The sequence below is a fragment of the Nocardia sp. MDA0666 genome, assembly GCF_003023875.1.
GTDB classification, from domain to species: domain Bacteria; phylum Actinomycetota; class Actinomycetes; order Mycobacteriales; family Mycobacteriaceae; genus Nocardia; species Nocardia aobensis.
In genome coordinates this window covers 216,553-237,694 of the sequence record NZ_PYHT01000004.1, presented here as the reverse complement: position 1 = coordinate 237,694, position 21,142 = coordinate 216,553, and the positions used below count along the sequence as shown (strand labels likewise).

The window sequence follows — 21,142 nt, the reverse complement described above, 5'->3', positions numbered from 1 at the left end:
TCGCGCCTTTCCGCCGACGGGCACGCCCTTACCTGCGAGCGACTTTCGGCAGACCCAGGCCGACCTCGGAAACCATGTCGCGCATCACCTCGTTCACGCCCCCGCCGAAGGTGATCACGACGTTCCGCTTGGCATGCACGTCCAGCGCCTTCAGTGTTCGGGCCGTGACGGGGTCCGCGGGATCTCCCCACGCGTAGACGATGTCCTCCGCGATGCGGGCGACGCGTTGTACCCGGATGGTGTGGAACACCTTGGACGCCGAGGCATCCGCCTGACTGGGTCCGTCCGGGCCGGTGGACGCTACCACCCGCCAGTTCATGATGTCGTTGACCCGCAGCACCGCGAGGATCTCACCGAGTCCTTCGCGCACGTCGTCTCGCTCGAGGTGTCCCGCCGTGGCGGCCCAGCGATACACCAGGTCGTACACGGCGGCGATCCGGCCCGACGGGCTGAGCATCACGCGCTCGTGATTGAGCTGGGAAATCAGGTATTCGACACCGTTGTTCTCCTCGCCCACCAACATCGATGCGGGCACCCGGACGTCATGGAAGTAGGTGGCATTGGTGTGGTGCGCCCCGTCCAGCGAAATGATCGGAGTGCAGCTGAATCCCGGGTCCGTGGTGTCGACGATCAGGATCGACAGGCCGCGATGTCGCGACTCCCGCGTACCGGTCCGGGCCGCCAGCCAGATGTAGTCGGCGGTGTGCCCACCGGTTGTGTACGTCTTCTGGCCGTTCACGAGGTAGGAACCGTCGGGCTGCTTCTTCGCCGTGGTCGTCAGGGAGAAGAGGTCGGTCCCGGCGTCCGGCTCGGTGTAGCCGATCGCGAATTCGATGTCACCGCGCAGAATTCCGGGGAGAAACCGCTGCTTCTGTTCCTCGGTGCCGTACCGCAACAGGGTGGGACCCACCGTCTGCAGCGTGACCGACGAGAGCGGGATACTCGCCCGCACCGCTTCGGATTCGAAGATCTGCTGTTCGAGAGCGCCGAAACCTCTGCCCCCGAACTTCTCCGGCCATCCCACACCGAGCCAGCCGTCGGCGCCGAGCCGGCGCACGATCCGCTGCGCGACGGGTCCGTGCCGATCGTCCAGAAGTGCGCGTGCGTCCTCGTCGCTCACGAGAGAGCGGAAATACGCACGGATTTCACGTTGCAGCGCCTGCTGCTGCGGTGTCAGAGCGATGAACATCGAGTACCCAGCCTCCTGAGATTGTGCCGCTCGCCGCCACAATGCCGGACCACATCCTTGGCCAGCGAGAAGAACCGGTGCATCGGATAGGTGATGTCGACTCCCAGGCCGCCGTGCAGGTGATGACACATCTGCATCGCCGCCCGACCCTCACCGGCGAACAGAAAGAATGCCGCGTCCAGTTCGGTGCTGGGCCGATCACCATTGTCGATAGTCCAGTTGCAGAACAACGACACCGATTCCAGTGCCGTGGCCAACACGTAGATATCGGCGATCTCCTGCGATACCGCCTGGAATGTCGCCAGCGGGCGCCCGAACTGAGTTCTCGCGCCGAGGTGTGCGGCGGTGAGTTTCATTGCGCCACTGAGCAACCCGCTCGCATAGGAAAGGATGACCGCGCGATACAGGTCGGCATAGAGGTCCGGCCCGTGCGCGGACTCCGGCCACAGGACGGCGCACCGCGCATCGGTGAGATCAATTCGCAGATCGGCGAGGGTATCGGATTGCTCTGTGCCGAGCGACGTTTCCACCACCGTCGCGGTCGAGTTCCGCTCGTCGAGGTCCACCAGGACGGGCCCCGCAGTGGTGGGCGCGACCAGCCATCGGGCGTCCTCGGCCTGGGGCGCGGCGGCGAACCGGCCGGAAATCGCGGGCTCTTTCGTACCGGGGGTCGTCGGAGCGGGCAGTTCCGCCCCGCCCGCACTCCCCGGGCTGACGGCCGTCACATGGCCGGCGAGTGCGCCGGCACACCAGTCGCCGACCACCGCGCCCGGTGCCCGCGACGCCACCAGCCCGGAGATACTTGTCCCCAGCAGTGGTGTCGCGAGCGCGGCCTCACCCAACGCCCGCGCCACGATCCCCACCTCGACCGCGCCGAGTCCCGCACCGCCGAATTCCTCCGGAAATCCCAGAGCGTGGAGTCCGGCGTCGCGCAGCAACTGCCATGCGGTCGCGTCGGCCGGTTCCCGCGAAAGCACCCCACGGACCGCCTCGTCCACGGCGAGCTGTGTGTCATCGAATCCGAAATCCATTACCAGCCTTCTCGGGAGAACGAACGTGCTCGGCCGCGCATCAGGTGATCGCTCGCCGCGGGCGCAGTGCCAGGATCACCTGTTCGATCCGCATCACCGTGCTGTCACCAACGGTGCTGTGTCCGCTGATGATCGCGTTGTCGCCGATGACTCGGTCGATTCGTACGTGGTGGTACACAACGTCACCGGGGACGACGGCTTTGTCGAAATGCACACCGGTCACGCCGCCGAGTATCGGCACATCGTCCCCGATGCCCTGTGCGGGACGCCACGCCTCGGCCAGCAGTACCGCTGCGGCCTGGCCGAACGACTCCACCAGCAGGGAACTCGGGTACGAGTAGTCGGATCCGTCGACACCTTCGTACCACACGGCCTCGACCGTGATCGCCTTGATGCCGGTCACCCGCTCGCCCGGTACCAATTCGACGATTCTGTCGAGCAGCAATGCCGGTGGCCGATGGGGAAGCAGCCTCATGATCTGTTCGGGGCCCAGCACATTCCCGCGATCGGGGGCGCCCACGGCGGCGCTCATCGCGCGGACCTCCGGTAGCGCAGGCGGATCCGGGCCGCCAATTCCGGTTCCTCGTCTCCGCCGCGCGCGGCGATGGTGGCCGTACACCGCAGCTCGGCACCGACCGCAATCGTGCGCCCCGCCACGACGATGCGGTCGCCGGGAAATACGGGATGCAGGAAGCGCGTGTGTTCGATCCCGGTCAGCAGTATCGAATTGCTGTGTGCCGCAGCGTGTATCGCTGCGACCCGATGTACCGACTCGACGAGGCATACCCCGGGAAAGATCAGAAATCCAGGATAATGCCCACGAAAGATCGCCTCGTCGGCGGGGACCGTCCACGATGCACGGAATTCCTGAGGGTCGGTGTGCTGCAGCCAATCTATCGATGCGCGAACCGGACTCGCGGCCGGCACGTCATGGTGCACGTGGTCGAGAACAGGCATGTTCTCCCGCCTCCTGAGGGTTGAGCTCGAGCGATACCGTCGGATGAACGGGTATCGGCGCGAGCCGAATGTAAGCGCCCGACGCGTCGTCTCGGCCTCGCGTGGCAGCTACCGGCCAGCGGCCCGCGCCGCCTCTCGTCGCGGTGCGACAGCTTCCTGCGAGTGACCGAATTCCGCCCACGCTCGCCGGTAGATCTCGGATCGGCGCGGTGGTGCGCTGCTCGTGGCCGGTTGGGGCCGGCCGCGGTGACGACGGGAGAAGCCATGACGACCTACCAGACCAGGCCCGGAACGTTCCTCGCATGGGGAATCGACGGAGTCCGATTGGGGCACAGCGACAGTCCGCTCGATTTGCGTGAGGTGACGCCCGCGACAGTCGACGTGTTGTCCCGGTTCTCCCGGCCCGCCCGCGACCAGGACGTCGTCGCCGAACTCGGTGTGAACGATGCGGGCGAGGCCGTCGGTGCGGCGATCGACCATCTCGTCGCCGCCGGACTGCTGTGTGAAAGCGATGATCCGCGCGCCGCCGATCCGTCTCTGCGGGTGGCCGCTATGGAGGTGCCCCGCGCGCTGGGGACGTTCCCGGATATCAGACATCTCGATCCGGACTTCATCGATCTGTACGAAAGCGTGCAGCACACCACACAGACGTCGGTGGCCATGAGTTACGCGTTGCGCCTCGCGACCCGATACGTCACCGAGGCGGGCATTCCCGGCGATGTGGTCGAATGCGGTGTATGGCGCGGAGGTAGCGCCGCGATCGCGGCAGCCACTCTGGTCGCGGCGAAGGATCTGGGCCGCACGATCTGGCTCTACGACACCTTCACCTGGACCTGGGACGAGCCGACGGATCTGGATCAGCTGGAATTGCCGTCCGGGGCGACGAAGTTGAAAGACCTGCTTGCCAGCGTCACCGACAGTGTGCAGGACGAGGGCGCCGACGAGGAGTCGGTGCTCGGCACGGTCGCCGGAACCGGATATCCGCGCGAGCGGATTCGCTGCGTGGCCGGCTTGGTACAGGAGACGATTCCGGAACATGCGCCCGGCAGTATCGCGATTCTGCGACTGGATACCGACCTCTACGATTCGACGCGTCACGAACTCGAACATCTGTATCCGCTGCTGTCGGTCGGCGGTGTGCTGATCATCGACGACTACGGGAAATACAGCGGCGCCACGCGAGCGGTCGACGAATACTTCGCGAAACTGAACGAGCCGGTACTGCTGCATCGCATCGATACCCAAGGCCGGGTCTGTGTGAAGACCACCGCCGCGTCTCGTCCGGCGATATGAGAAGCGCGTGCGTATTCCCCGGACAGGGCGCGTATCTGGAGGACACCTTTCTGGACTGGGCCGAGCGGTGGCCACAGATCGGGCGGACCTTCCGGGACATCGATGACGGGATCGCGGCCATCGGTGGCGTGGCGACGGCTCCGATCCTGTTGGGCGGGGACCCGCCCAGCCTGAACGATCTCCTCGCCGACGATCCGGATGTGCTGCAGCTGGCCCTGTTCGGCACCGCCGTGGCCGCATATCGCATCGTGGTTTCCACCCGGTTGCGGCCGGATGCGCTGGTCGGGCACAGTCTCGGCGAGATAGCCGCACTGGTGGCGGCCGGCGTGTTCACCGTCGGCCAGGGCGCCCGGATCGTCCATATCCGATCGCGGTGCCTGCGCGCCGCGGCGGGGTCGGGCGGCATGCTGGTCCTGCGCACCGAGCCGCGCGGCGCCCAGGCCCTGGTCGACAGCATCGAGGTCGCGGAACTTGTCGTCGCCGTCGAGAACGGCCCGCGTCAAACCGTCCTCGCCGGCCCAGCCGAGGCCCTGCGAACGGCCGAACGGACGGCGCGCGCGAATGGCGTGGCGGCGGCGCGGATCTCCTCGCCCTATCCGTTCCACAGTCCGCTGCTCGAGCCGGTCGCGGAGGAATTCACGCGACGTCTACGCGCCGAACTCGCTACCACCGGGCGTTGCCTGCGGCCGGTCTACTCGCCGATCATGCAGCGGTTCTACACCGACGACGACGACTTCGCGGAGATTCTCGCGCGTCATCTGGTACTGCCGGTGCGTTTCACCGGCGGGTTGCGGTACCTCGGTGATCGAGGCGTGCGTACCTTCATCGAATGTGGAGCGCGCGACGCATTGACGGGAATCGTCCGCGCGACGCTGCCGGGGATCGACGCATCACCGACCATCGTCCGCGGCGGCCGGCCGGCTTCCGCCGGGCCGGCCGATCGCGCGGACCGTTACGGCGAGTCCAGCAATCCGAGTTCCGCTGCGCGCACACCGATCTGAAAGCGGGTGGTGACGCCGAGGCGCATCATGATGTCGGCGACGTATCGTCGGTAGGTCCGCAGCGACACCGACAATTGCCGGGCGGCGACCTCGTCCTTGAGGCCCTGGTTGAGTGCGCGCAGCACGGCCAGGGCCGTCTCGTCGAATTCGTTCGATCGCAGTTCGAGGTAGACCGAGAGATCCGATGCCGAATCCCACAGAATGCTCGCCAACTGGTGGATCACCCGCAGAAGCGCGGGTTCGCGGACCACGAAACCGTGGGGCCGTTGTTCGCCGAGTCCGCCCCAGATGGCGGCGACCTGCTTGTCGATGATGATCATGTTGTAGAAGTCGGCGTCGACGACCCTGGTCTGTGCGTGCACCTGGGGGTGGCGCAGCAGCATGTCCGGACTTCGTGTCTCCACGTAGTGGCACGAGTACAGCAAGCGGACCAGGCGTCCCGCCGCGAGGAGTTCCTCGACGACCGTCCGGCTGGACTGATAGTGCGGCTGGATACGCAGTGGGCTGGACACCACCAGCATCGCCTCCTTGCGGGACTGCTGGAGCAGCCGCTGCAACTCCTGCTCCCAGCCCTCCCCGGGCCGAACCCGGACGATGTCCTGGCCTCCCGCACGGTCGTCCCGGCATTCGTCCATCGCGCGGTCGATCAACTGCCGCGACTTCGCCAGCAGTTCGACGATCCCCTCGCCGCCGTCGACATGCCTCGGCTCGGATCGTGAGGACCCCGCCACGTCGTAGTTCACCCTCTGCCTCCCCTTCGAACTTCCCGTGCTCTCGCGCCGGCGCTGCCGCTACTGGTCACACGATCAAACGCATTGTCGCACAACAGGTTCAGTGGAAGTTCGGTTACCGACCGCGGGCGCCCGCGCCGCCTCCGCGCCTCGCGCCGACACCGAAATTCTGGATGAACCTGTTTCACTTCAGGATATCCCCGGTTGTGGACCGTCGGCTGCCGGCCGGGAATCGTCTTCGTCGAAAATCTCGATTACCTCGAAATTGCCTGCCCATGTGACATCTTGTTGCCATTCCGCAGACATTTTCCTGCTGACTCCGACGCTTCATATTGATCAGTAACGTGTTCTAGTTTTGGTATCAACCGACAGCGAAGCGAGGAGTGCGGATGAGAATCGATTTCACCGAAGAACAACAACGACTGCGGAAACATCTGCGCACGTATTTCGCCGACCTGATGACACCGGAAATTCGCACGGCGCTGGACGGTCCGGGCGGGGAATACGGGGCCCCCGAAGCGTACAAGGAGGTCGTTCGTTCCCTCGGTCGCGAGGGCTGGCTGACACTCGGATGGCCCGAGGAGTTCGGCGGCCGCAATCGCCCCGCGATGGAGCAGCTCATCTTCAACGACGAAGCCGCGGCGGCGGGGGTGCCGTTCCCGTTCCTCACCGTGAACACCGTCGGCCCCACCATCATGAGATTCGGTACGCCCGAGCAGAAGTCGTACTTCCTGCCCCGGATCGCGCGCGGCGAGCTGCATTTCTCCATCGGCTACTCCGAACCCGAGGCCGGCACCGATCTCGCATCGCTGCGCACCCGCGCCGTGCGCGACGGCGACCACTACATCGTCAACGGCGAGAAGGCGTGGACCAGTCTCATCGAATACGCCGATTACATCTGGCTGGCGGCACGGACCGACCCGCAGGCGAGCAAGCATCGAGGGCTGTCGATCCTGATCGTGCCCACCACGGCAGAAGGGTTCTCGTGGACCAAGATTCACACCATGGCCGGCCCCGGCACCAGCGCGACCTACTACTCCGATGTACGAGTCCCGGCGACCAGCGTCGTCGGTGAACCGAATGCCGGTTGGTCACTGATCACGAATCAACTCAACCACGAGCGGGTGGCACTGACGTCCGCCGCGCCCCTGCAGGAATCGCTGCGCCAGGTATGGGGCTGGGCCGAACGCACCACGCGGGCCGACGGCAGGCGCGTCATCGAATCCGAATGGGTTCGAATGCATCTGGCACGGGTGCACGCCCACATCGAGTACCTGAAGTTGCGTAACTGGCGAATCGCCTGGGCGGCCGACTCCGGCGAACTCGGGCCCGCGGACGCCTCCGCCACCAAGGTGTTCGGCACCGAATTCGCCACGCAGGCCTACCGATTACTGATGGAGGTTCTGGGCACGTCGGCGGTCGTGCGCAGCGACTCCGCGGGGGCCGTGCTGCGCGGGCGGATCGAACGTTTCCACCGTTCGTCGTTGATTCTCACCTTCGGTGGCGGCACCAACGAGGTTCAGCGCGACATCATCGCCAAAGCCGCTCTCGGATTGCCCGTCACCCGCTGAACTCTGATCAAGGAATCCCGTCATGGACTTCAGTTTCACCGAAGAGCACAACGACCTCGCGGGCTTGGCGCGCACCCTGTTCACCGAGTGGGCGGCGAAGAACACCCCGGACGGCACCGGCTTGGACCGGGCGCTGTGGACGGCGGCCGCCGACGCGGGAATACTCGAGGCCGCGCTGCCGGCCCCGATCGGCGGCGGTTTCGGCCTGAGCGAACAGTGTGCCGTACTCACCGAAATCGGCCGGGCCGTGGTCCCGATCCCGTATCTCACCAGTGTCGCCGTCGCCGCCTCCGCGATCGCGACCTTCGGCGACGAGCGACAGCAGCACCGCTGGGTCGCACCGGTCGCCGCCGGAACCGCGACGCTGGCGATCGCACTCGCCGACGAGGACAACCGATTCCGGGCCGAGCCCACAGCCACCGGCTGGCAGATCACCGGCGTCCACACCACCGTTCCCTCGGGCGCCTTCGCCGACGCCTTCCTGATCGAAGCCGACACCGATCGAGGGCCGCTGCTCCTCGTGATCGGCCGCGACACGGCCGGTATGCGCATCACCGGCCAGCACGTCGTCGACGGCACCGACGCGGCCCTGATCGAAATGGACGGCGTCGACGTCGATGCCGGCGCCGTGCTCGGGGCGCCGGGAGACGGTGCCTCCGACTGGGCACGTCGCCGCGCGACCATCGCCACCTGCGCGCTGCAACTGGGCGTGCTGGCGCGAGCCGTGGAGCTGACCGGTGAATACGCTGTGACCCGAGAGCAATTCGGCAAGCCGATCGGCTCCTTCCAGGCCGTCCGGCAACGCCTGGCGGATGCGTACATCGATGTCGAAGCCGTGCGACTGACACTGTGGCAGGCGGTCTGGCGGGAGACCGAGGGACTCCCGGCCGATGCCGAGATCGCCACCGCGAAGTTCTGGGCAGCAGAGGCCGGCCACCGGGTGGCGCACACCATGGTGCACGTGCACGCGAGTATCGGCATCTTCCTGGACTACGACGTGCACCGGTATTTCCTCGCCGCGAAGCGCAGTGAATTCCTGTTCGGCGCGGCCACGGAGCAATTGCTGCTTCTGGCCGACGCGTTGTCGTCGACTGCCCGGCTGTAGAAGTTCCGGATCGGCGGCACGGGATGGAAGCACCCGCGCCGCCGATCATTCGGCGCGACGACCGAGGGCTATCGTCCGAGCGCCCGGCACAGCCGATCGTCGAGGTCGCTGAGTCCCCAACGTGCACGATCTTCGAGTCGCGCATATCCGTGCGTAATCGCACCGGAGGCGACGGGGACCAGGTCCGCCCCACGCTGCACGAAGCATTCCATCCCCAACGTGAAGGTCAGGTTCTTGAACACGTCCTCGACCACCAGGACGACCTGCAGGTCCTCTTCCATATAGGCCTCCGCGAGCATGGTGATTCGCGACCGCGGCACCACGGGGATCAGCTGCCGATCGTCGAGGAGCATGCGGATCGACACTCCGCGGTCGGCCAGGAACCGGTCGACGGCGTCCTCCATGACCCGCAGATATCCGGACATCTGCAGGCGTTCGGTGAAATGGCAGTAGAAGTACGGGATTCGGAAAGTCCACGCGAACCCGTCGCGCCCCTCGAGCAGTCGCGTCGCATCCGTAGGCCGGTCCACCCCCGGCGGAGCGCCGAAGCCCGTGTCCGGTGCCGCGCGCCGGATCTGGGGAACAATCGCACTCGCCAGTTCCGGCGCGGCCGCCGCGTACGGCGTGGACCAGCGCGAATCACGGCGCAACGCAACGGATACCCGGGAGCGGGCCACCTTGATCTCCGCTCCGTCACGGTCGCCGACGACGGCGACCTCGTAGGCGAGCTCCCCCTCCGTGTGCGCCGGGCGCGGTCGCACGATCAACCGCACCGCCTCGTCGAGGTTGAACACGTGAATGATGCGTGTGTCGATATCGACTATCTCCCAGCACAGTCCGCAGTCGGTATACAACGCGCGCACATCGTGACCGATGCTCCGGAAATGATCGATGAGTGCCTCTTCGATCAGATAGTTCACATGTTTGAAGCCGATCCACGGGCCGATATTCGCGCCCTCGTATCGTGGACGCAGCTCGACCCGGGTAGTCGGTGCCGAAATCGGCGTCACCGATGTGGTCATCGTCATTCTCCTGCGGTAGTAGCGATTTTCGAGGTGATCAGGCAGGCGGCCGGCTCGGTGTCGCCGCCGCCGGTGGTCAGCAGTGAGCGGCCCGGTCGGTTCGCGGCGTAGGCGGCTTGCAGCACTCCCAGAGCGCCCGAGGCGGCGCCGAAACGCGCCGCCAGGTCGACGGTCTCGGGGGTGTTCACGACCCGCGCCAGCTCGCCGGCCGCGCCGAAATCTGGTGTGTACCAACGATTTACGGCCGTCGCGACGAGCGATTCGATGCCCGCCCGGCCGCGCGCGCAGGCGCCGACGACCGCACGCGGCGGGCGGATCGCCGGATCGGCACGTTCGATGACGAGGCAGGCCGCGCCGTGAAACAGGCCGGACGCGGCGCGAGCCGGCGCGAATCGCCGCACGACCGCATTGCTTACCTCGACGCCGACGACCACCACGCGGGCCGCGCGATCGGAACCGAGCAGCACCGTGGCCCAGTCCACCGCGTCGAGTCCGGAATTCGCACCGCTGCACAGCATGAGGTTGGGGCCGAAGAGGCCGAAGCGAATGGCGATCGAGGAGGCGACGACGTTGCTCGACGCGTTCGGTAGATCCATCGGGCTGCGTTCACCCGGGCCGATGTGATCGCCGACGATGCGGCAGACGGTGTCGAGATTGCCGAAGTTCGAACTGACGATCACCGCGGTGACCGCGCCCGAGCAATCAGCGATACCGGCGTCCCGAAACGCCGACTGCGTGGCCGCCATACCGAGCCGCGTGGCCTCGTCCTTGTAGCGCAAACCGCGCCGGCCGAGTATCTCCACCGGGTCGTGTGCGGGCATTCCCGGCGCGACCACAGCGGTGCCGACGATCACCGGACTGCCCGCGACCGTTTCCGTCATGCCACCCGCTCCACGATCGCGACGGCGTTGACGCCGCCGAAGCCGAACGAATTCACCTGCGCCACCCGGAGTTCGGCGGCGTCGATCGGTGAGGCGGCGAGCCGGAGGGACCGGGCCTCGTCGATCGGTACCGCCAGATCCGGGATGGCCGGCACCGCTCCGGTGCGCAACGACTCGATCGCCGCGACCAGACTCACAAGGCCCGAGCTGCCCGAGGTGTGCCCGGTCATCGCCTTGACCGCCGTGACGATCGGCTGTTCGGTGCCGAAGATCGTGGTCAGTGCGGTGGCCTCAGCCGCGTCGTTGAGGGCCGTCCCGGTGCCGTGCGCCAGGACGAGGTCCACATCGGCCGGGCGGACCCCCGCGCGGCGGTGAGCGTCGTGCATCGCCGCGACGATCCCGACCGGGTCGGGAGCGGTGACATGGCCCGCGTCGCAGCTGATGCCGACACCCCGCAGGACCGCACGGGCCGTTCCACCGCGCTGGAGCACGGCAGCGGCCGCCCCGTCCCCCATGAGCACTCCTTTGTGGCGCGCGTCGAACGGCCGCAACGTCGTCATCGCCGGTTGGACGAGATCGAGCGCCGCGAACATGCTCACCGCGATCGTGTCGGTTCCCGCGACGACAACGGCATCGGCGCGATCGGCGGCCAGCAGATCCTCGGCCAGCCCCAGCGCGTGCAGCGATGCCGCACAGGCGTTCGACAGGGTGTGAACTTCGGTGCAGCCGAACCGTTCTCGCAACGCGGGCCCGAAGTCCAGACGAGGTACTCCGCTGTCCGGTCCCGCCTGCCACGCCAACTCCACCGAACGGAGTTCACGCAGGCCGGTGCCCACGATCACCGGGATATCGGTCAGGTCGTCGAGCCCGGACTGCGTCATCGCCTCGGCGACCGCCCTGATCAGTAACCGGGTGGCATACGCCGCGGTGTCGGATCCACGCTCGTGCCGCGGATAGCCGTGGTGGGTGCGATAGTCGCGGGTGGGGAAGCGCCGGATTTCGGCCACGCCGGTACGGCCGGCGCACAGTGCCGCGAAAAGCTCCGGCACGGTGTCGCCGATCGCGGCGACGGCTCCGGTTCCGGTGATCGGCCAACTGGTGTCGATTCGTGCGTTCATCAACTCTCACAAGGCATTCGGAGACCATTCCCGGATGGTCATGATCGGGTCAGGGGCAGCTTGGGCAGGCCCGGCGCATCGCGGCGCGACTTGCCCCGCGACACCGCCAGCGGGTCCGCGTCGACGGATCGCGGCGGCAGCCGCGTCCGATCCGCGGGCACGGCGCCGCGATACACCTCACCCAGCAGATCGCTGCCCACGATCCGGCCCGCGCATCGGATTCCACTGATCGCCGCACCTGCGACACCGCTGCCGTAGCGGGTGCTCTGGCCGACGACGTGAAGTCCGTTCACGCCCGTCTCGGTCTCCGGGCGACGGGCGATCCCGCCCCAATCGGCCACGCCGTAGGGCGTTCCTCCGGTCGAGCGGAGATAGCGCCGGTGCGTGAGTGGCGTGGCCACCTCCACGTGCACCGCATCATCGATGATCGGCCCCAGCGCGCGTTCGGCCGCGGTCAGCAATTCGGCGGTCAAATGCCGCTTCCACAATCGGTACTGCGGATCCCGCCGGTAGCGAATGTCGTTGCCCCACCGCATCATCGGTTCGGCGCACGGCACCATGACCTGCACGCCGGCATGCCCGGGCGGACAGGCCCACGGCCGCTGGGCGGGGCGGGCCGAGGCGCAGGAGACGAAGGCGAACGGCGGCCCGCCCGAACCCGTCTCGAACCGGCGATAGGCATGCTCTATGTCCTCGTGATCGAAATACCACAGATTTGCGCCGTCGAGTCCCGGCGGCTCGGTGGCGAGCCCCAGATAGAGGACCGACCACGCATGACGCATACGCGCCGACGCGGTGCGTTGCAGTTCGTGAACGCCGAAAGCTGCGGTATCGCTGCATAATTCGAGAACCGTCCGGCGGAAGTCGGCGTTGGAGATCACCAGGTCCGAATCGGCCCGGTCGCCGTCCGCGAAACTCACGCCCGAGACCACGCCGCCGTCGGTGTGGATGGTGCGCACTGCTTTTCGCGTCGACACGCGCCCGCCGTATGCCTCGATCGCCTCCACCAACGCCGCGACCAGGGTCTGTCCGCCGCCGTCGACGTAATAGGCGCCGCGCAGGTAATGGTCCTGCACGGTGGCATGCGTGGCCACCGTGACCTGCGCCGGACCCGCGCCGTAATTGCCCGCCTGCGCCGAGAGCACCGTACGCACCACAGGGGACAGCCGACATTCGTCGAACAGTCGCGTCAGCGAGCGACGCCCCCACCTCGGTCCGTCCGGGTACCGCCTGGCCAGTTGCACCGCGCGATTCGGGTCGACGAGGGCGGCGCGTGAGATCGCCGCGACCGAGGCGAGTACCTGCGTGCACGCCGTGATCCCCGCACTCTCGCCGGGCACGGCCGCGCACAGCGCGGCGGTGTAGGGCTCCCATCCGACCGGGACGTCGATGGTCCGATTGGGCAGAACGAGCCGATCGAAACCTCGAAAGTTCATGGGCCGCAGATCGACTCGATCCCGTACACCGAGTCCGCGCAGGATCGCGGGGAGGATCCCGTCCGGCCCGCAGTCGCCGAGATAGTGCACGCCGACATCGAATTCGTAGGCGCGGCGGCGCCGGAAGGCGTGTGCGTTGCCGCCGGCGACGTCGTGTTGCTCCGCCACCAGAACCCGGTAGCCGCAGGCAGTCAGGTAGCCGGCGCAGACCAGCCCGCCGATCCCCGCGCCGACGACGACCGCGTCCCAGCGCGCCGGCTCAGCCGCAGCCACCGGCATGACCCATATCGCTGCCGAGGGGAAGCCGCGCGGTGAAGTCGGTGGGCGGTTCGGTGGAGTCGGTGGCCGGTGGGGCGACATCGGTGGGCGCTGCAGGGGCGATGCCCAGCGCGGAGGCGAAGGCATCGAGCCGTTCCACTCCCCAGTATTTGGCCGGCCCGCGGACGAACAACGGCACGCCGAAAACTCCGTCGTGATAGGCGGCCAGCAGTGTGCGCACCGCGGCGGCACGCACCTCGGGCACCGACACCGCCGCGGCCATTCGCGCTCCGTCGAGCCCCAGTTCACTGGCGACCGCGGCGACCGTGCCGGGATCGCAGATGTTGCGGCCGTGGTGCCAGCGGGCCCGCGTCAGTGCTACCGCGAGATCGGGCATACGCCCCTCTCGGTCGGCGGCCAGACACGCCAGATGCGGCACCTCCCACCGAGGTGCACGATCGACCGGCCAGGTCATCGGCAGACCGCGAGCGGCCGCCGCGCGCCGGACGTCCTGCAGGATGTAGAGATGCTTCTCCCGCGACATCGACGCGTAGCAGAAGCCGCCACCGGCATCCTCCAACTCGGCCAGCATGGTGGCCTCCGGATCCCAGAACGGCAGCCACGTCAGCGATCGCGCGAGTTCGCCGTGGTGCGCCGTCAGATCTTCCAGCGCCAGCCACGAATACGGGCTGCGCAGCGAGAAGTAGAACTTCGGCTCCGCCCTCACAAGGACATCCCCCCGTCGACCCGGAAGACGCCGGCGGTGACGTACGCCGATCGCGGCGATACCAGGAAACTCACCATCTCCGCCACCTCCTCGGCAGTTCCCCAGCGCCCGAGCGGAATTCGCCGCACCGCCGACTCGCGCACCTCGCCGTCGAGCGAGGCGGTCATGTCGGTGTCGATGAATCCGGGCGCCACGACGTTGGCCCGCACGCCGAAACGCGCCACCTCCTTGGCCAACGCCTTGGTCATGCCGATGACACCCGCCTTGGCCGCGGAATAATTGGCCTGTCCGACGTTGCCGTGGATTCCGGATATCGACGAAATGGTGACGATGCTGCCCGAACGCCGCTTCAGCATCGGGAAGGCGGCAGCCCGGCAGACCGCGAAGGCGCCGGAGAGGTTGACGTTCATCACGGTGTGCCAATCGCTTTCCGACATTCGGATGAGCGGGCTGTCGCGGACGATGCCCGCCGAGGTGACCACCGCGGAGATCGGGCCGAGTTGCCGTTCGGTGCTCTCCACCCAATCCCGGACGGCGTCGGAATCGGATACGTCGAGCGGTGTGGCCGTTATCCGGGCGCCGGCCGCACGGGAGGCGTCGGCGCAGCTCTGTGCCGCCTCGGATCGGCTCCGATAGCAGAACGCCACGTCGTATCCATCCGCTGCCAGGCGGGTAACCACCGCGCGGCCGATACCGCGCGAACCGCCGGTCACCAATGCCACGGGCCGGGCCGGCGCATCGTCGGCCGGACGATCACGGTCCGGATCACTGGTCATCAGAATTCCCCTCCTGGTTCGTCGCGGCGGATCAGCACACAGCCGACGGCGCCGTCCAGATCGACCGATGTGAAGAAGGCGTACGGTTTGCCGGGCGGGTAGTCCGCGCCCAGCAGGGCCGCCAGTTGCAGCCCGCCGGTAGCCGCACCGCAATCGCCGACGAGATCCGCGATCGAACGAATCGTCGTGTGCGGGAGGACATCCCGTGCGGCGGCGTATTCCCCGGCGGAGAAGCCCTCCCACGGGTCGGTGCCGGGAGATCCGGCCACCGCGATCAGGGCGACCTCCTCGCCGCTGATACCGGCGCAGGCCAACGCCGAACGCAGCAGTCGCGACAACACGTCGCGTACGGGTGCGGCACGCCCCCATACACCGTGTTCCAACCCGACGAGTTCGGCCAGCACACCGCGACCTGCGGCGGCGGCCGAATGGGCGGGTTCCAGTACGAAGACCGCGCAGCCCTCACCGATCGGGCGGTCCACCCGCCCCGCGGCCAGGTACTCCACCCAGGTGCGGTGCGGAGAGAACTCCTCGACCATCCCGCACAGCACCGTCCGGGCCCGGTCTCGGTCGAACAGCCGTTCGGCGTACTGCAATACCGCCGCCCCGGCCGCGCGCCCACCGGCGATGGTGGCGTTGGGTCCGCGCACACCGTGCCAGATCGCGCACTGCCCCGCGGCGCGGTTCATCACCGCATTGGGGAACCGGGCGGGATCGACCTGATAGGGCTTGTCCTGGAGATAGGAGTCGCCCACGAACTCCATCATGCTGCGCACGCTGCCGGTCGTGGTGCCGAGAACTACCGCGGTATCCGCGCCGCAGGCGGACCCCGGCAGCCGATCGAGTATCTGCCGCACGCCCTCGACGGCGAGCCCGGTGACGCGGTCCATCGACCGGGTGCCTTTGGCGCCGAGGGTTTTTCGAACATCGAAGTCGGCGACCAGCCCGGCCTGCCGGATCGGGAGCTCGCCGGATCCGGTGCCGACCGGACGCAACGCCGAAATACCGGATCGAATTCCGTTCCCGAATTCGGCGGTACTCGTTCCGTACGGGGACAGAACCGAGCAACCGGTGAATACCAATTTCATCGTGGGTCTCGCTCCCTGTGTCGGATAACGCGACACGATGCGGTCGTCATAACCGTTCCTCATGGCGTCCCAGAATCAGCACGGCGTTGTTTCCCCCGAATGCGAGACCATTGTTCTGTACGACCCGGAGGTCCGCGGGGCGCGCGCGATTGGGCACGACATCCAATGCGCACTCCGGATCCGTGTGTCGATGATTGACGGTCGGCGGTATGAATTTTTCGGTGATTGCCAACGAGCATGCGATGGCCGCCAACGCGCTGGCCGCTCCCATCGTGTGGCCGATCATCGATTTGATCGACGTCGTCGGCGGCGGCCGGTCTCCGAACACGTGCCGGATCGCGCCCGCTTCGGTGACATCGTTCGCGCGGGTTCCGGTCCCGTGCGCGGATATGAAATCGACATCCTCGGGCGAGATTCCGGCGTCTTCGTGCGCCAACCGCATGCAACGTCCGAAACTGTCCAGGTCCGGCGCGACAGGATGCTTGCCATCGCAATTGATGCCGTAGCCGAGAATTTCCGCGTAAATGCGCGCCCCGCGCGCGACCGCCGAATCCAGGGATTCGAGTACGAGGATGCCGCCGCCCTCACCGGTGAGAATCCCGTCCCGGTCGGCGTCGAAAGGGCGGCAACGCTCGGCGGCGACCGTACCGACTCGGTAGAAGCCGGAGAAGGTCTTGCGGCACACCGCGTCCGCGCCACCGACCAGAGCGAATTCGACATCGCCGCCACGGACGGCATCCGCGCCGTATCCGATGGCGTAATTGCCGGCAGCGCAGGCTGTCGGGATGGTCACCGCCTCCACATCGGTCAAGGTCAGCTCGCGTGCGATGCTGGTCGACAAGCGGCTGACGGGGATGCGGCGGGCGAGCCCGGGCGCCATCGAGTCCGGCCCTTCGTCGATCCAGGACCACATCATCCGGTCGAGATCTCGCGACTCCCCGTCGGTCGTACCCACCGCCACCAATCCCCGGCGATTGCGCAGCCGGTCACCGTGCAGGCCGGCATCGGCGAGTGCCATCCGAGCCGCGACGACAGCGAATTGTGTCGCCCGGCCGAATTCTTCGGCGCGGGTGCCCAGCCAGTGTTCGGGCGCGAAATCCGCGACCTCGCAGCCCATTTTCTTCGGGTACCCGTCGGTGTCGAATGCCGTGATCGGCGCCGCTCCCTGCCGCCCGCAGCGCAATGCGTCGAGGAATTGGGCAGCTCCGATACCCACGCTTGTTATCGCGCCGAGACCGGTAACGACAACCCTGCGCGTCATGAGGTTTCCGGTTTCGTCATCGCCACTCGTCCCGGTCTTCAGGCCGCCTTGGCCTCGGCGACAACCGAATAGACGCCCTCCAGATTGACCAGTCGCTCCAGCTCGGACTGATCGATCGTAATTTTGAATGTCCGTTCGAGCTGGGCGAGAATTTCGATCGCCAGCAGCGAGTCGGCGCCGTGATCGTCTTTGAACAGACTGCTGTCGGAAACCTCCTCGGGTTCCAGTTCGAGGATCGTGCACACAGTTTCCTTGATGTGATCTTTTTCCGCAGGGGCGAGCACAGGCATGGATGGATTCCTTTCCGAACGCTCCGATCGAAGAGAGGTGATCGGGTCGATTTCAACCTAGCGTCGAATCTCCCCGCCGCAGCCGGCCTGGCATTTAACTGCCACCGCGCCGATGCCCTTGCGTGCAATACGTTCGCCGCCCTCTCCGCTTTCCGATGCGCCGTACTCACTTCGCGATTCGACCCGCGGCACGCGGGGTATCGGCCGGTGGCACTGCCCTCGATCCGGCGGGATCGTCGAGATCCGCGTGTGGTGGAACCCGCTGCGGGCCAACTCCTGGCGACCGCGCCGAGAGCACCTACGGCAGCGGGTACTGGTCGGCTGAGGGCAATTCCCGCTGCCGTGTTCATCAGTCGCGCACCGACGGGCGTAACGTCCGCGAATCTTCAGCGATCTTTCAGGCACAACTGCTCAGGAGGTTTCGACATGATTTTCGCGAAGCGACTCGCAGCCAGTGCGGTCATTACCGGGGCGACCGCTGCCGCCGCGCTTGTCGGTGGTGGTGTGGCCAATGCCGATGTACCGGTGTGGCAGGCGAATTGCCACGTCTACAACATCTTCAACACCGGTGGGATGTCCAATTGCGAGCTGCCTACCTGGCAGCAGGTGAAGCTCACCTGTGTCGCGTGGCCCGTTCCGTTCACCTACTGGAAGTACGGCCCGGTGCAGTACGGTCAGAACCAGTCGTGGGCCAGTTGTGACTCGCCGAACGCGCTGGTGCGCGTCGAGGTCATCCAGGCGTAAACGCCAAGTGCGCCTGATGTTTTCGTTCGCCGGCAGCCGGCTCACCAGCGGGATCCGCTACGGTCCGTACAGTTCGGCGCGCATCTGCTCCGGACTCCGGCCGTACCGGCGCTGAAAGGCTTCGCGGAAGCGGCGTGTCGTGGTGAACCCGGCCTGGTGGGCGACCGTGTCCATGTCCACCGGCAGGGGTGACGACAAGCGCCGGCGCGCACGGTCGAGGCGAATCGTGCGCAGCAGTGCCGCCGGGGCCAGGCCCGTCGCCTCGGTGAGCGCGCTGTGCAGCGTTCGTCGCGAGCAACCGCACAGACCGGCGACAGCGTCCGGTGTCAATCTGCTGTCACCGGCGTGGATTTCCATGACCTCGCGGGCGCGGGCGGCCAGATTCGCGTATCTGCCGCCCGCTGCGACGCGGGTGCGGTCGTGGTTGAGCGCTCCGTCGAGCAACACGAGGGCGCTGGAATACGCGACGGCGAAATCCACTGCGGTCCAGTCGCCGTGGCCGGCGTGCAGCTCACCGACCTGCCGCACCAGCGATCGCACCAAGGGACGCCGTCCGATACTCCGAATCCAACAGAAATTCCCTTTCGCGCCCAGCCACAGAACGACTTCAAACTACAAGGCGGGCACGGTGGGTCCCGGCCTGAGCGCGGATCTCCCCTCCTACGTGCAGATCCGCGTTCACCCGCCACGACCGCCCTGGGCGCACGAAAAACGTTAGCCGCCAACACATCCGATTTCTGGCAAGTTCACGGCGCATTCTGGCGACACCTCATCGCTACCGGCGGCAACGACGACAGATCACGGCCGGTCTGTGTCAGGGTTGGACGAAGACCCGTTCCAGGAGCGTGGACAGACGGTCGCGGTCCTCGTCGCCGAGTCTGCTCAGGCCTTCTCGCGTCTGATGCATTTTCGCGCGGATCGCGTCGACGGCACGCTCGCCCTCGGGGGTGATGACCAGATTGGTGACGCGGCGGTCGGTTGCGCTGGCCTCCCGGCGCACGAGGCCCCGCTTCTCCAGCCGGTCGATGATCCCGGTGACGTTGGACGCGTCACACGCCAGGGTCTCGGCCAGGGTGCGCATCGCGGCGGGGCCCCGGCGCAGCACCGTCAATGTCTTGCCCTGACTTGCCGTGAGGTTCTCGCTCGCCGCCGCGACCGTGAATTCGCTGTAGTAGACGCCCAGCGACACCGAGAGCAGCTCCATGAGCTGGGCGGTGTCGATGTGCGGAACCTCGGCCATGCAATTCATCCTACGTCCTGAAACTTGACCATCTCAACTATTCACCCCTACCGTGGGCAATGCTTGAGGTTATCAACCATCAAAGTTGTCAAGTTTCTACGAGGAGTACCCAGTGACCGTCACCGTGTCCGACACCTCCCGCGCAGCGGAAATCCTCTCTCGGCCCGTTTCGCTGAACGGCCTGACCGTCCCCAACCGCATCGTGATGGCGCCGATGACGCGCATGTTCTCCCCGGGCGGCGTTCCGGGTGACGATGTGCGGTCCTACTATGCGCGCCGGGCCGCCGCCGGTGTCGGTCTCATCGTCACCGAGGGGACCTACGTCGGTCACGAGTCGGCCGGTCAGAGTGATCGGGTTCCGCGATTCCACGGTGCGGAGCAGTTGGCGGGCTGGGCGAAGGTCGCCGCGGACGTACACGCCGCCGGCGGCACGATCGTGCCGCAGCTGTGGCATATCGGCATGGTCCGCAATCGCGGCGAACAGCCCTACCCCGAGGCCCCGGCCATGGGCCCCTCCGGTATCCGCGTCGACGGCACCGAGCCGACCGGTGAAGCGATGACGCAGCGCGATCTGGACGACGTCATCGCCGCGTTCGCCGAGGCCGCCGCGGACGCCGAGCGGATCGGTTTCGACGGCGTCGAGCTGCACGGCGCCCACGGCTACCTCGTCGATCAGTTCCTGTGGGCGCACACGAACCGCCGTACCGACGCCTACGGTGGAGATCCGGTGGCGCGCACCAGGTTCGCGGCCGAGATCGTGGCCGCGGTCCGCGCGGCCGTATCGCCAGGTTTTCCGGTGATCTTCCGCTTCTCGCAGTGGAAGCAGGAGGCCTACAGCGCGCGGCTCGCCGAGACCCCGCAGGAGCTCGATGCCATTCTGGCGCCGCTCGCCGCTGCCGGTGTCGACGCCTTCCATGCCTCCACCCGCCGCTACTGGCTTCCGGAGTTCGACGGCTCGGACCTGAACCTCGCCGGTTGGACCAAGAAGCTCACCGGCAAGCCCACCATCACCGTCGGCTCGGTCGGCCTCGACGGCGACTTCCTCCACGCCTTCACGGGCAGAGGCGCCGAACTCGGCAGCCTCGACAACCTCCTCGACCGCTTCGAGCGCGACGAGTTCGACCTGGTCGCCGTCGGCCGCGCCCTCCTGCAGGACCCGGAATGGGCGGCCAAGGTCTTGAGCGGCCGGATCGACGAGCTGAAGGCCTACGATGCCGCGGCGCTGAAAACGCTGAGCTAGCAGCGGACCTGGAGGGCCACTGACCGGCATCGGCCCCACCGCCGGGCCACGCCGCGTCGGTGTGAGCCGACTGATCCGGGGTACGCATCGCACAGAAGACCGGAGCAGCGCCGCGTGGTTTGCCCGGGCACGAACGAGAAGACGGAGGTGATCGTCGTGTCGAGTGCACAACGGCACAACACC

22 protein-coding genes are annotated in these 21,142 nt (G+C 67.0%); 6 read left to right on the top strand and 16 right to left on the bottom strand.

What is annotated here, in order from left to right; translation table 11 throughout:
* Positions 1-28 precede the first annotated feature (28 nt).
* From C8258_RS09250 to C8258_RS09235, 4 genes are read right to left on the bottom strand one after another with little or no spacing between them, the layout of a single operon-like run.
* Positions 29-1,189 (bottom strand): acyl-CoA dehydrogenase family protein, encoded by a 1,161-nt coding sequence (locus tag C8258_RS09250; protein ID WP_106954793.1) that lies wholly within the window; start codon positions 1,187-1,189, stop codon positions 29-31.
* The gene (locus C8258_RS09245) at positions 1,174-2,220 is read right to left on the bottom strand and encodes an acyl-CoA dehydrogenase family protein (RefSeq protein WP_106954792.1); all 1,047 of its coding nucleotides are present in this window, start codon (positions 2,218-2,220) and stop codon (positions 1,174-1,176) included. The genes C8258_RS09250 and C8258_RS09245 overlap by 16 nt, the downstream gene beginning before the upstream one ends.
* Before the next feature lie 40 nt (positions 2,221-2,260).
* Positions 2,261-2,752: a 3-hydroxyacyl-ACP dehydratase FabZ family protein gene (locus tag C8258_RS09240; RefSeq protein ID WP_106954791.1), complete on the bottom strand. Its 492-nt coding sequence runs from the start codon at positions 2,750-2,752 to the stop codon at positions 2,261-2,263.
* Positions 2,749-3,177: a 3-hydroxyacyl-ACP dehydratase FabZ family protein gene (locus C8258_RS09235; protein ID WP_106954790.1), complete on the bottom strand. Its 429-nt coding sequence runs from the start codon at positions 3,175-3,177 to the stop codon at positions 2,749-2,751. Before C8258_RS09235 ends, C8258_RS09240 begins: the two co-directional genes overlap by 4 nt.
* 264 nt (positions 3,178-3,441) lie before the next feature.
* Here C8258_RS09235 and C8258_RS09230 point away from each other — a divergent pair, with 264 nt between their 5' ends.
* Both C8258_RS09230 and C8258_RS09225 read left to right on the top strand, forming a co-directional pair.
* On the top strand, positions 3,442-4,470 hold the full coding sequence (locus C8258_RS09230; RefSeq protein WP_106954789.1) for a TylF/MycF/NovP-related O-methyltransferase: 1,029 nt from the start codon (positions 3,442-3,444) through the stop codon (positions 4,468-4,470).
* On the top strand, positions 4,467-5,471 hold the full coding sequence (locus tag C8258_RS09225; RefSeq protein WP_106954788.1) for an ACP S-malonyltransferase: 1,005 nt from the start codon (positions 4,467-4,469) through the stop codon (positions 5,469-5,471). The genes C8258_RS09230 and C8258_RS09225 overlap by 4 nt, the downstream gene beginning before the upstream one ends.
* Here the strand turns inward: C8258_RS09225 and C8258_RS09220 are convergent.
* Positions 5,423-6,214 (bottom strand): hypothetical protein, encoded by a 792-nt coding sequence (locus tag C8258_RS09220; protein ID WP_106954787.1) that lies wholly within the window; start codon positions 6,212-6,214, stop codon positions 5,423-5,425. The genes C8258_RS09225 and C8258_RS09220 overlap by 49 nt on opposite strands.
* 377 nt (positions 6,215-6,591) lie before the next feature.
* Here C8258_RS09220 and C8258_RS09215 point away from each other — a divergent pair, with 377 nt between their 5' ends.
* Entirely contained in the window at positions 6,592-7,773 is a 1,182-nt protein-coding gene (locus C8258_RS09215; protein ID WP_106954786.1) for an acyl-CoA dehydrogenase family protein, read from the top strand.
* A 22-nt stretch (positions 7,774-7,795) separates the two neighbouring features.
* Entirely contained in the window at positions 7,796-8,878 is a 1,083-nt protein-coding gene (locus C8258_RS09210) for an acyl-CoA dehydrogenase family protein (RefSeq protein ID WP_106954785.1), read from the top strand.
* A gap of 68 nt (positions 8,879-8,946) precedes the next feature.
* Here the strand turns inward: C8258_RS09210 and C8258_RS09205 are convergent, their stop codons facing one another.
* Genes C8258_RS09205 through C8258_RS09165 form a run of 9 tightly spaced genes read right to left on the bottom strand, consistent with a single transcriptional unit; the run spans position 8,947 to position 17,735 of the window.
* The gene (locus C8258_RS09205; RefSeq protein WP_199195642.1) at positions 8,947-9,900 is read right to left on the bottom strand and encodes a thioesterase family protein; all 954 of its coding nucleotides are present in this window, start codon (positions 9,898-9,900) and stop codon (positions 8,947-8,949) included.
* A gap of 2 nt (positions 9,901-9,902) precedes the next feature.
* Entirely contained in the window at positions 9,903-10,781 is an 879-nt protein-coding gene (locus tag C8258_RS09200; RefSeq protein WP_106954783.1) for a beta-ketoacyl synthase N-terminal-like domain-containing protein, read from the bottom strand.
* Entirely contained in the window at positions 10,778-11,899 is a 1,122-nt protein-coding gene (locus tag C8258_RS09195; protein ID WP_106954782.1) for a beta-ketoacyl synthase, read from the bottom strand. Before C8258_RS09195 ends, C8258_RS09200 begins: the two co-directional genes overlap by 4 nt.
* Before the next feature lie 38 nt (positions 11,900-11,937).
* Positions 11,938-13,608 carry an NAD(P)/FAD-dependent oxidoreductase gene (locus C8258_RS09190; RefSeq protein ID WP_199195641.1) on the bottom strand — a complete coding sequence of 557 codons (1,671 nt, stop codon included), beginning with the start codon at positions 13,606-13,608 and terminating at the stop codon, positions 11,938-11,940.
* On the bottom strand, positions 13,595-14,320 hold the full coding sequence (locus tag C8258_RS09185; RefSeq protein ID WP_106954780.1) for a 2-hydroxychromene-2-carboxylate isomerase: 726 nt from the start codon (positions 14,318-14,320) through the stop codon (positions 13,595-13,597). The genes C8258_RS09190 and C8258_RS09185 overlap by 14 nt, the downstream gene beginning before the upstream one ends.
* Positions 14,317-15,096: a 3-oxoacyl-[acyl-carrier-protein] reductase gene (fabG, locus tag C8258_RS09180; RefSeq protein WP_106954779.1), complete on the bottom strand. Its 780-nt coding sequence runs from the start codon at positions 15,094-15,096 to the stop codon at positions 14,317-14,319. Before fabG ends, C8258_RS09185 begins: the two co-directional genes overlap by 4 nt.
* Positions 15,096-16,184 (bottom strand): beta-ketoacyl synthase N-terminal-like domain-containing protein, encoded by a 1,089-nt coding sequence (locus C8258_RS09175; RefSeq protein WP_106954778.1) that lies wholly within the window; start codon positions 16,182-16,184, stop codon positions 15,096-15,098. Before C8258_RS09175 ends, fabG begins: the two co-directional genes overlap by 1 nt.
* 46 nt (positions 16,185-16,230) lie before the next feature.
* Entirely contained in the window at positions 16,231-17,445 is a 1,215-nt protein-coding gene (locus tag C8258_RS09170) for a beta-ketoacyl synthase (protein WP_106954777.1), read from the bottom strand.
* 38 nt (positions 17,446-17,483) lie between these two features.
* Positions 17,484-17,735 carry an acyl carrier protein gene (locus tag C8258_RS09165; RefSeq protein WP_106954776.1) on the bottom strand — a complete coding sequence of 84 codons (252 nt, stop codon included), beginning with the start codon at positions 17,733-17,735 and terminating at the stop codon, positions 17,484-17,486.
* A 426-nt stretch (positions 17,736-18,161) separates the two neighbouring features.
* Here C8258_RS09165 and C8258_RS09160 point away from each other — a divergent pair, with 426 nt between their 5' ends.
* Positions 18,162-18,479 (top strand): hypothetical protein, encoded by a 318-nt coding sequence (locus C8258_RS09160; RefSeq protein WP_106954775.1) that lies wholly within the window; start codon positions 18,162-18,164, stop codon positions 18,477-18,479.
* A gap of 57 nt (positions 18,480-18,536) precedes the next feature.
* Here the strand turns inward: C8258_RS09160 and C8258_RS09155 are convergent, their stop codons facing one another.
* Together C8258_RS09155 and C8258_RS09150 are read right to left on the bottom strand one after the other, a co-directional pair.
* Positions 18,537-19,019 carry a helix-turn-helix domain-containing protein gene (locus tag C8258_RS09155; protein WP_146161201.1) on the bottom strand — a complete coding sequence of 161 codons (483 nt, stop codon included), beginning with the start codon at positions 19,017-19,019 and terminating at the stop codon, positions 18,537-18,539.
* A gap of 274 nt (positions 19,020-19,293) precedes the next feature.
* On the bottom strand, positions 19,294-19,719 hold the full coding sequence (locus tag C8258_RS09150; protein ID WP_233224964.1) for a MarR family winged helix-turn-helix transcriptional regulator: 426 nt from the start codon (positions 19,717-19,719) through the stop codon (positions 19,294-19,296).
* A gap of 112 nt (positions 19,720-19,831) precedes the next feature.
* Between C8258_RS09150 and C8258_RS09145 the strand changes: the two genes are divergently transcribed.
* Positions 19,832-20,959, top strand: a complete 1,128-nt coding sequence (locus C8258_RS09145; protein ID WP_106954773.1) for an NADH:flavin oxidoreductase — start codon at positions 19,832-19,834, stop codon at positions 20,957-20,959.
* Positions 20,960-21,142 lie beyond the last annotated feature (183 nt).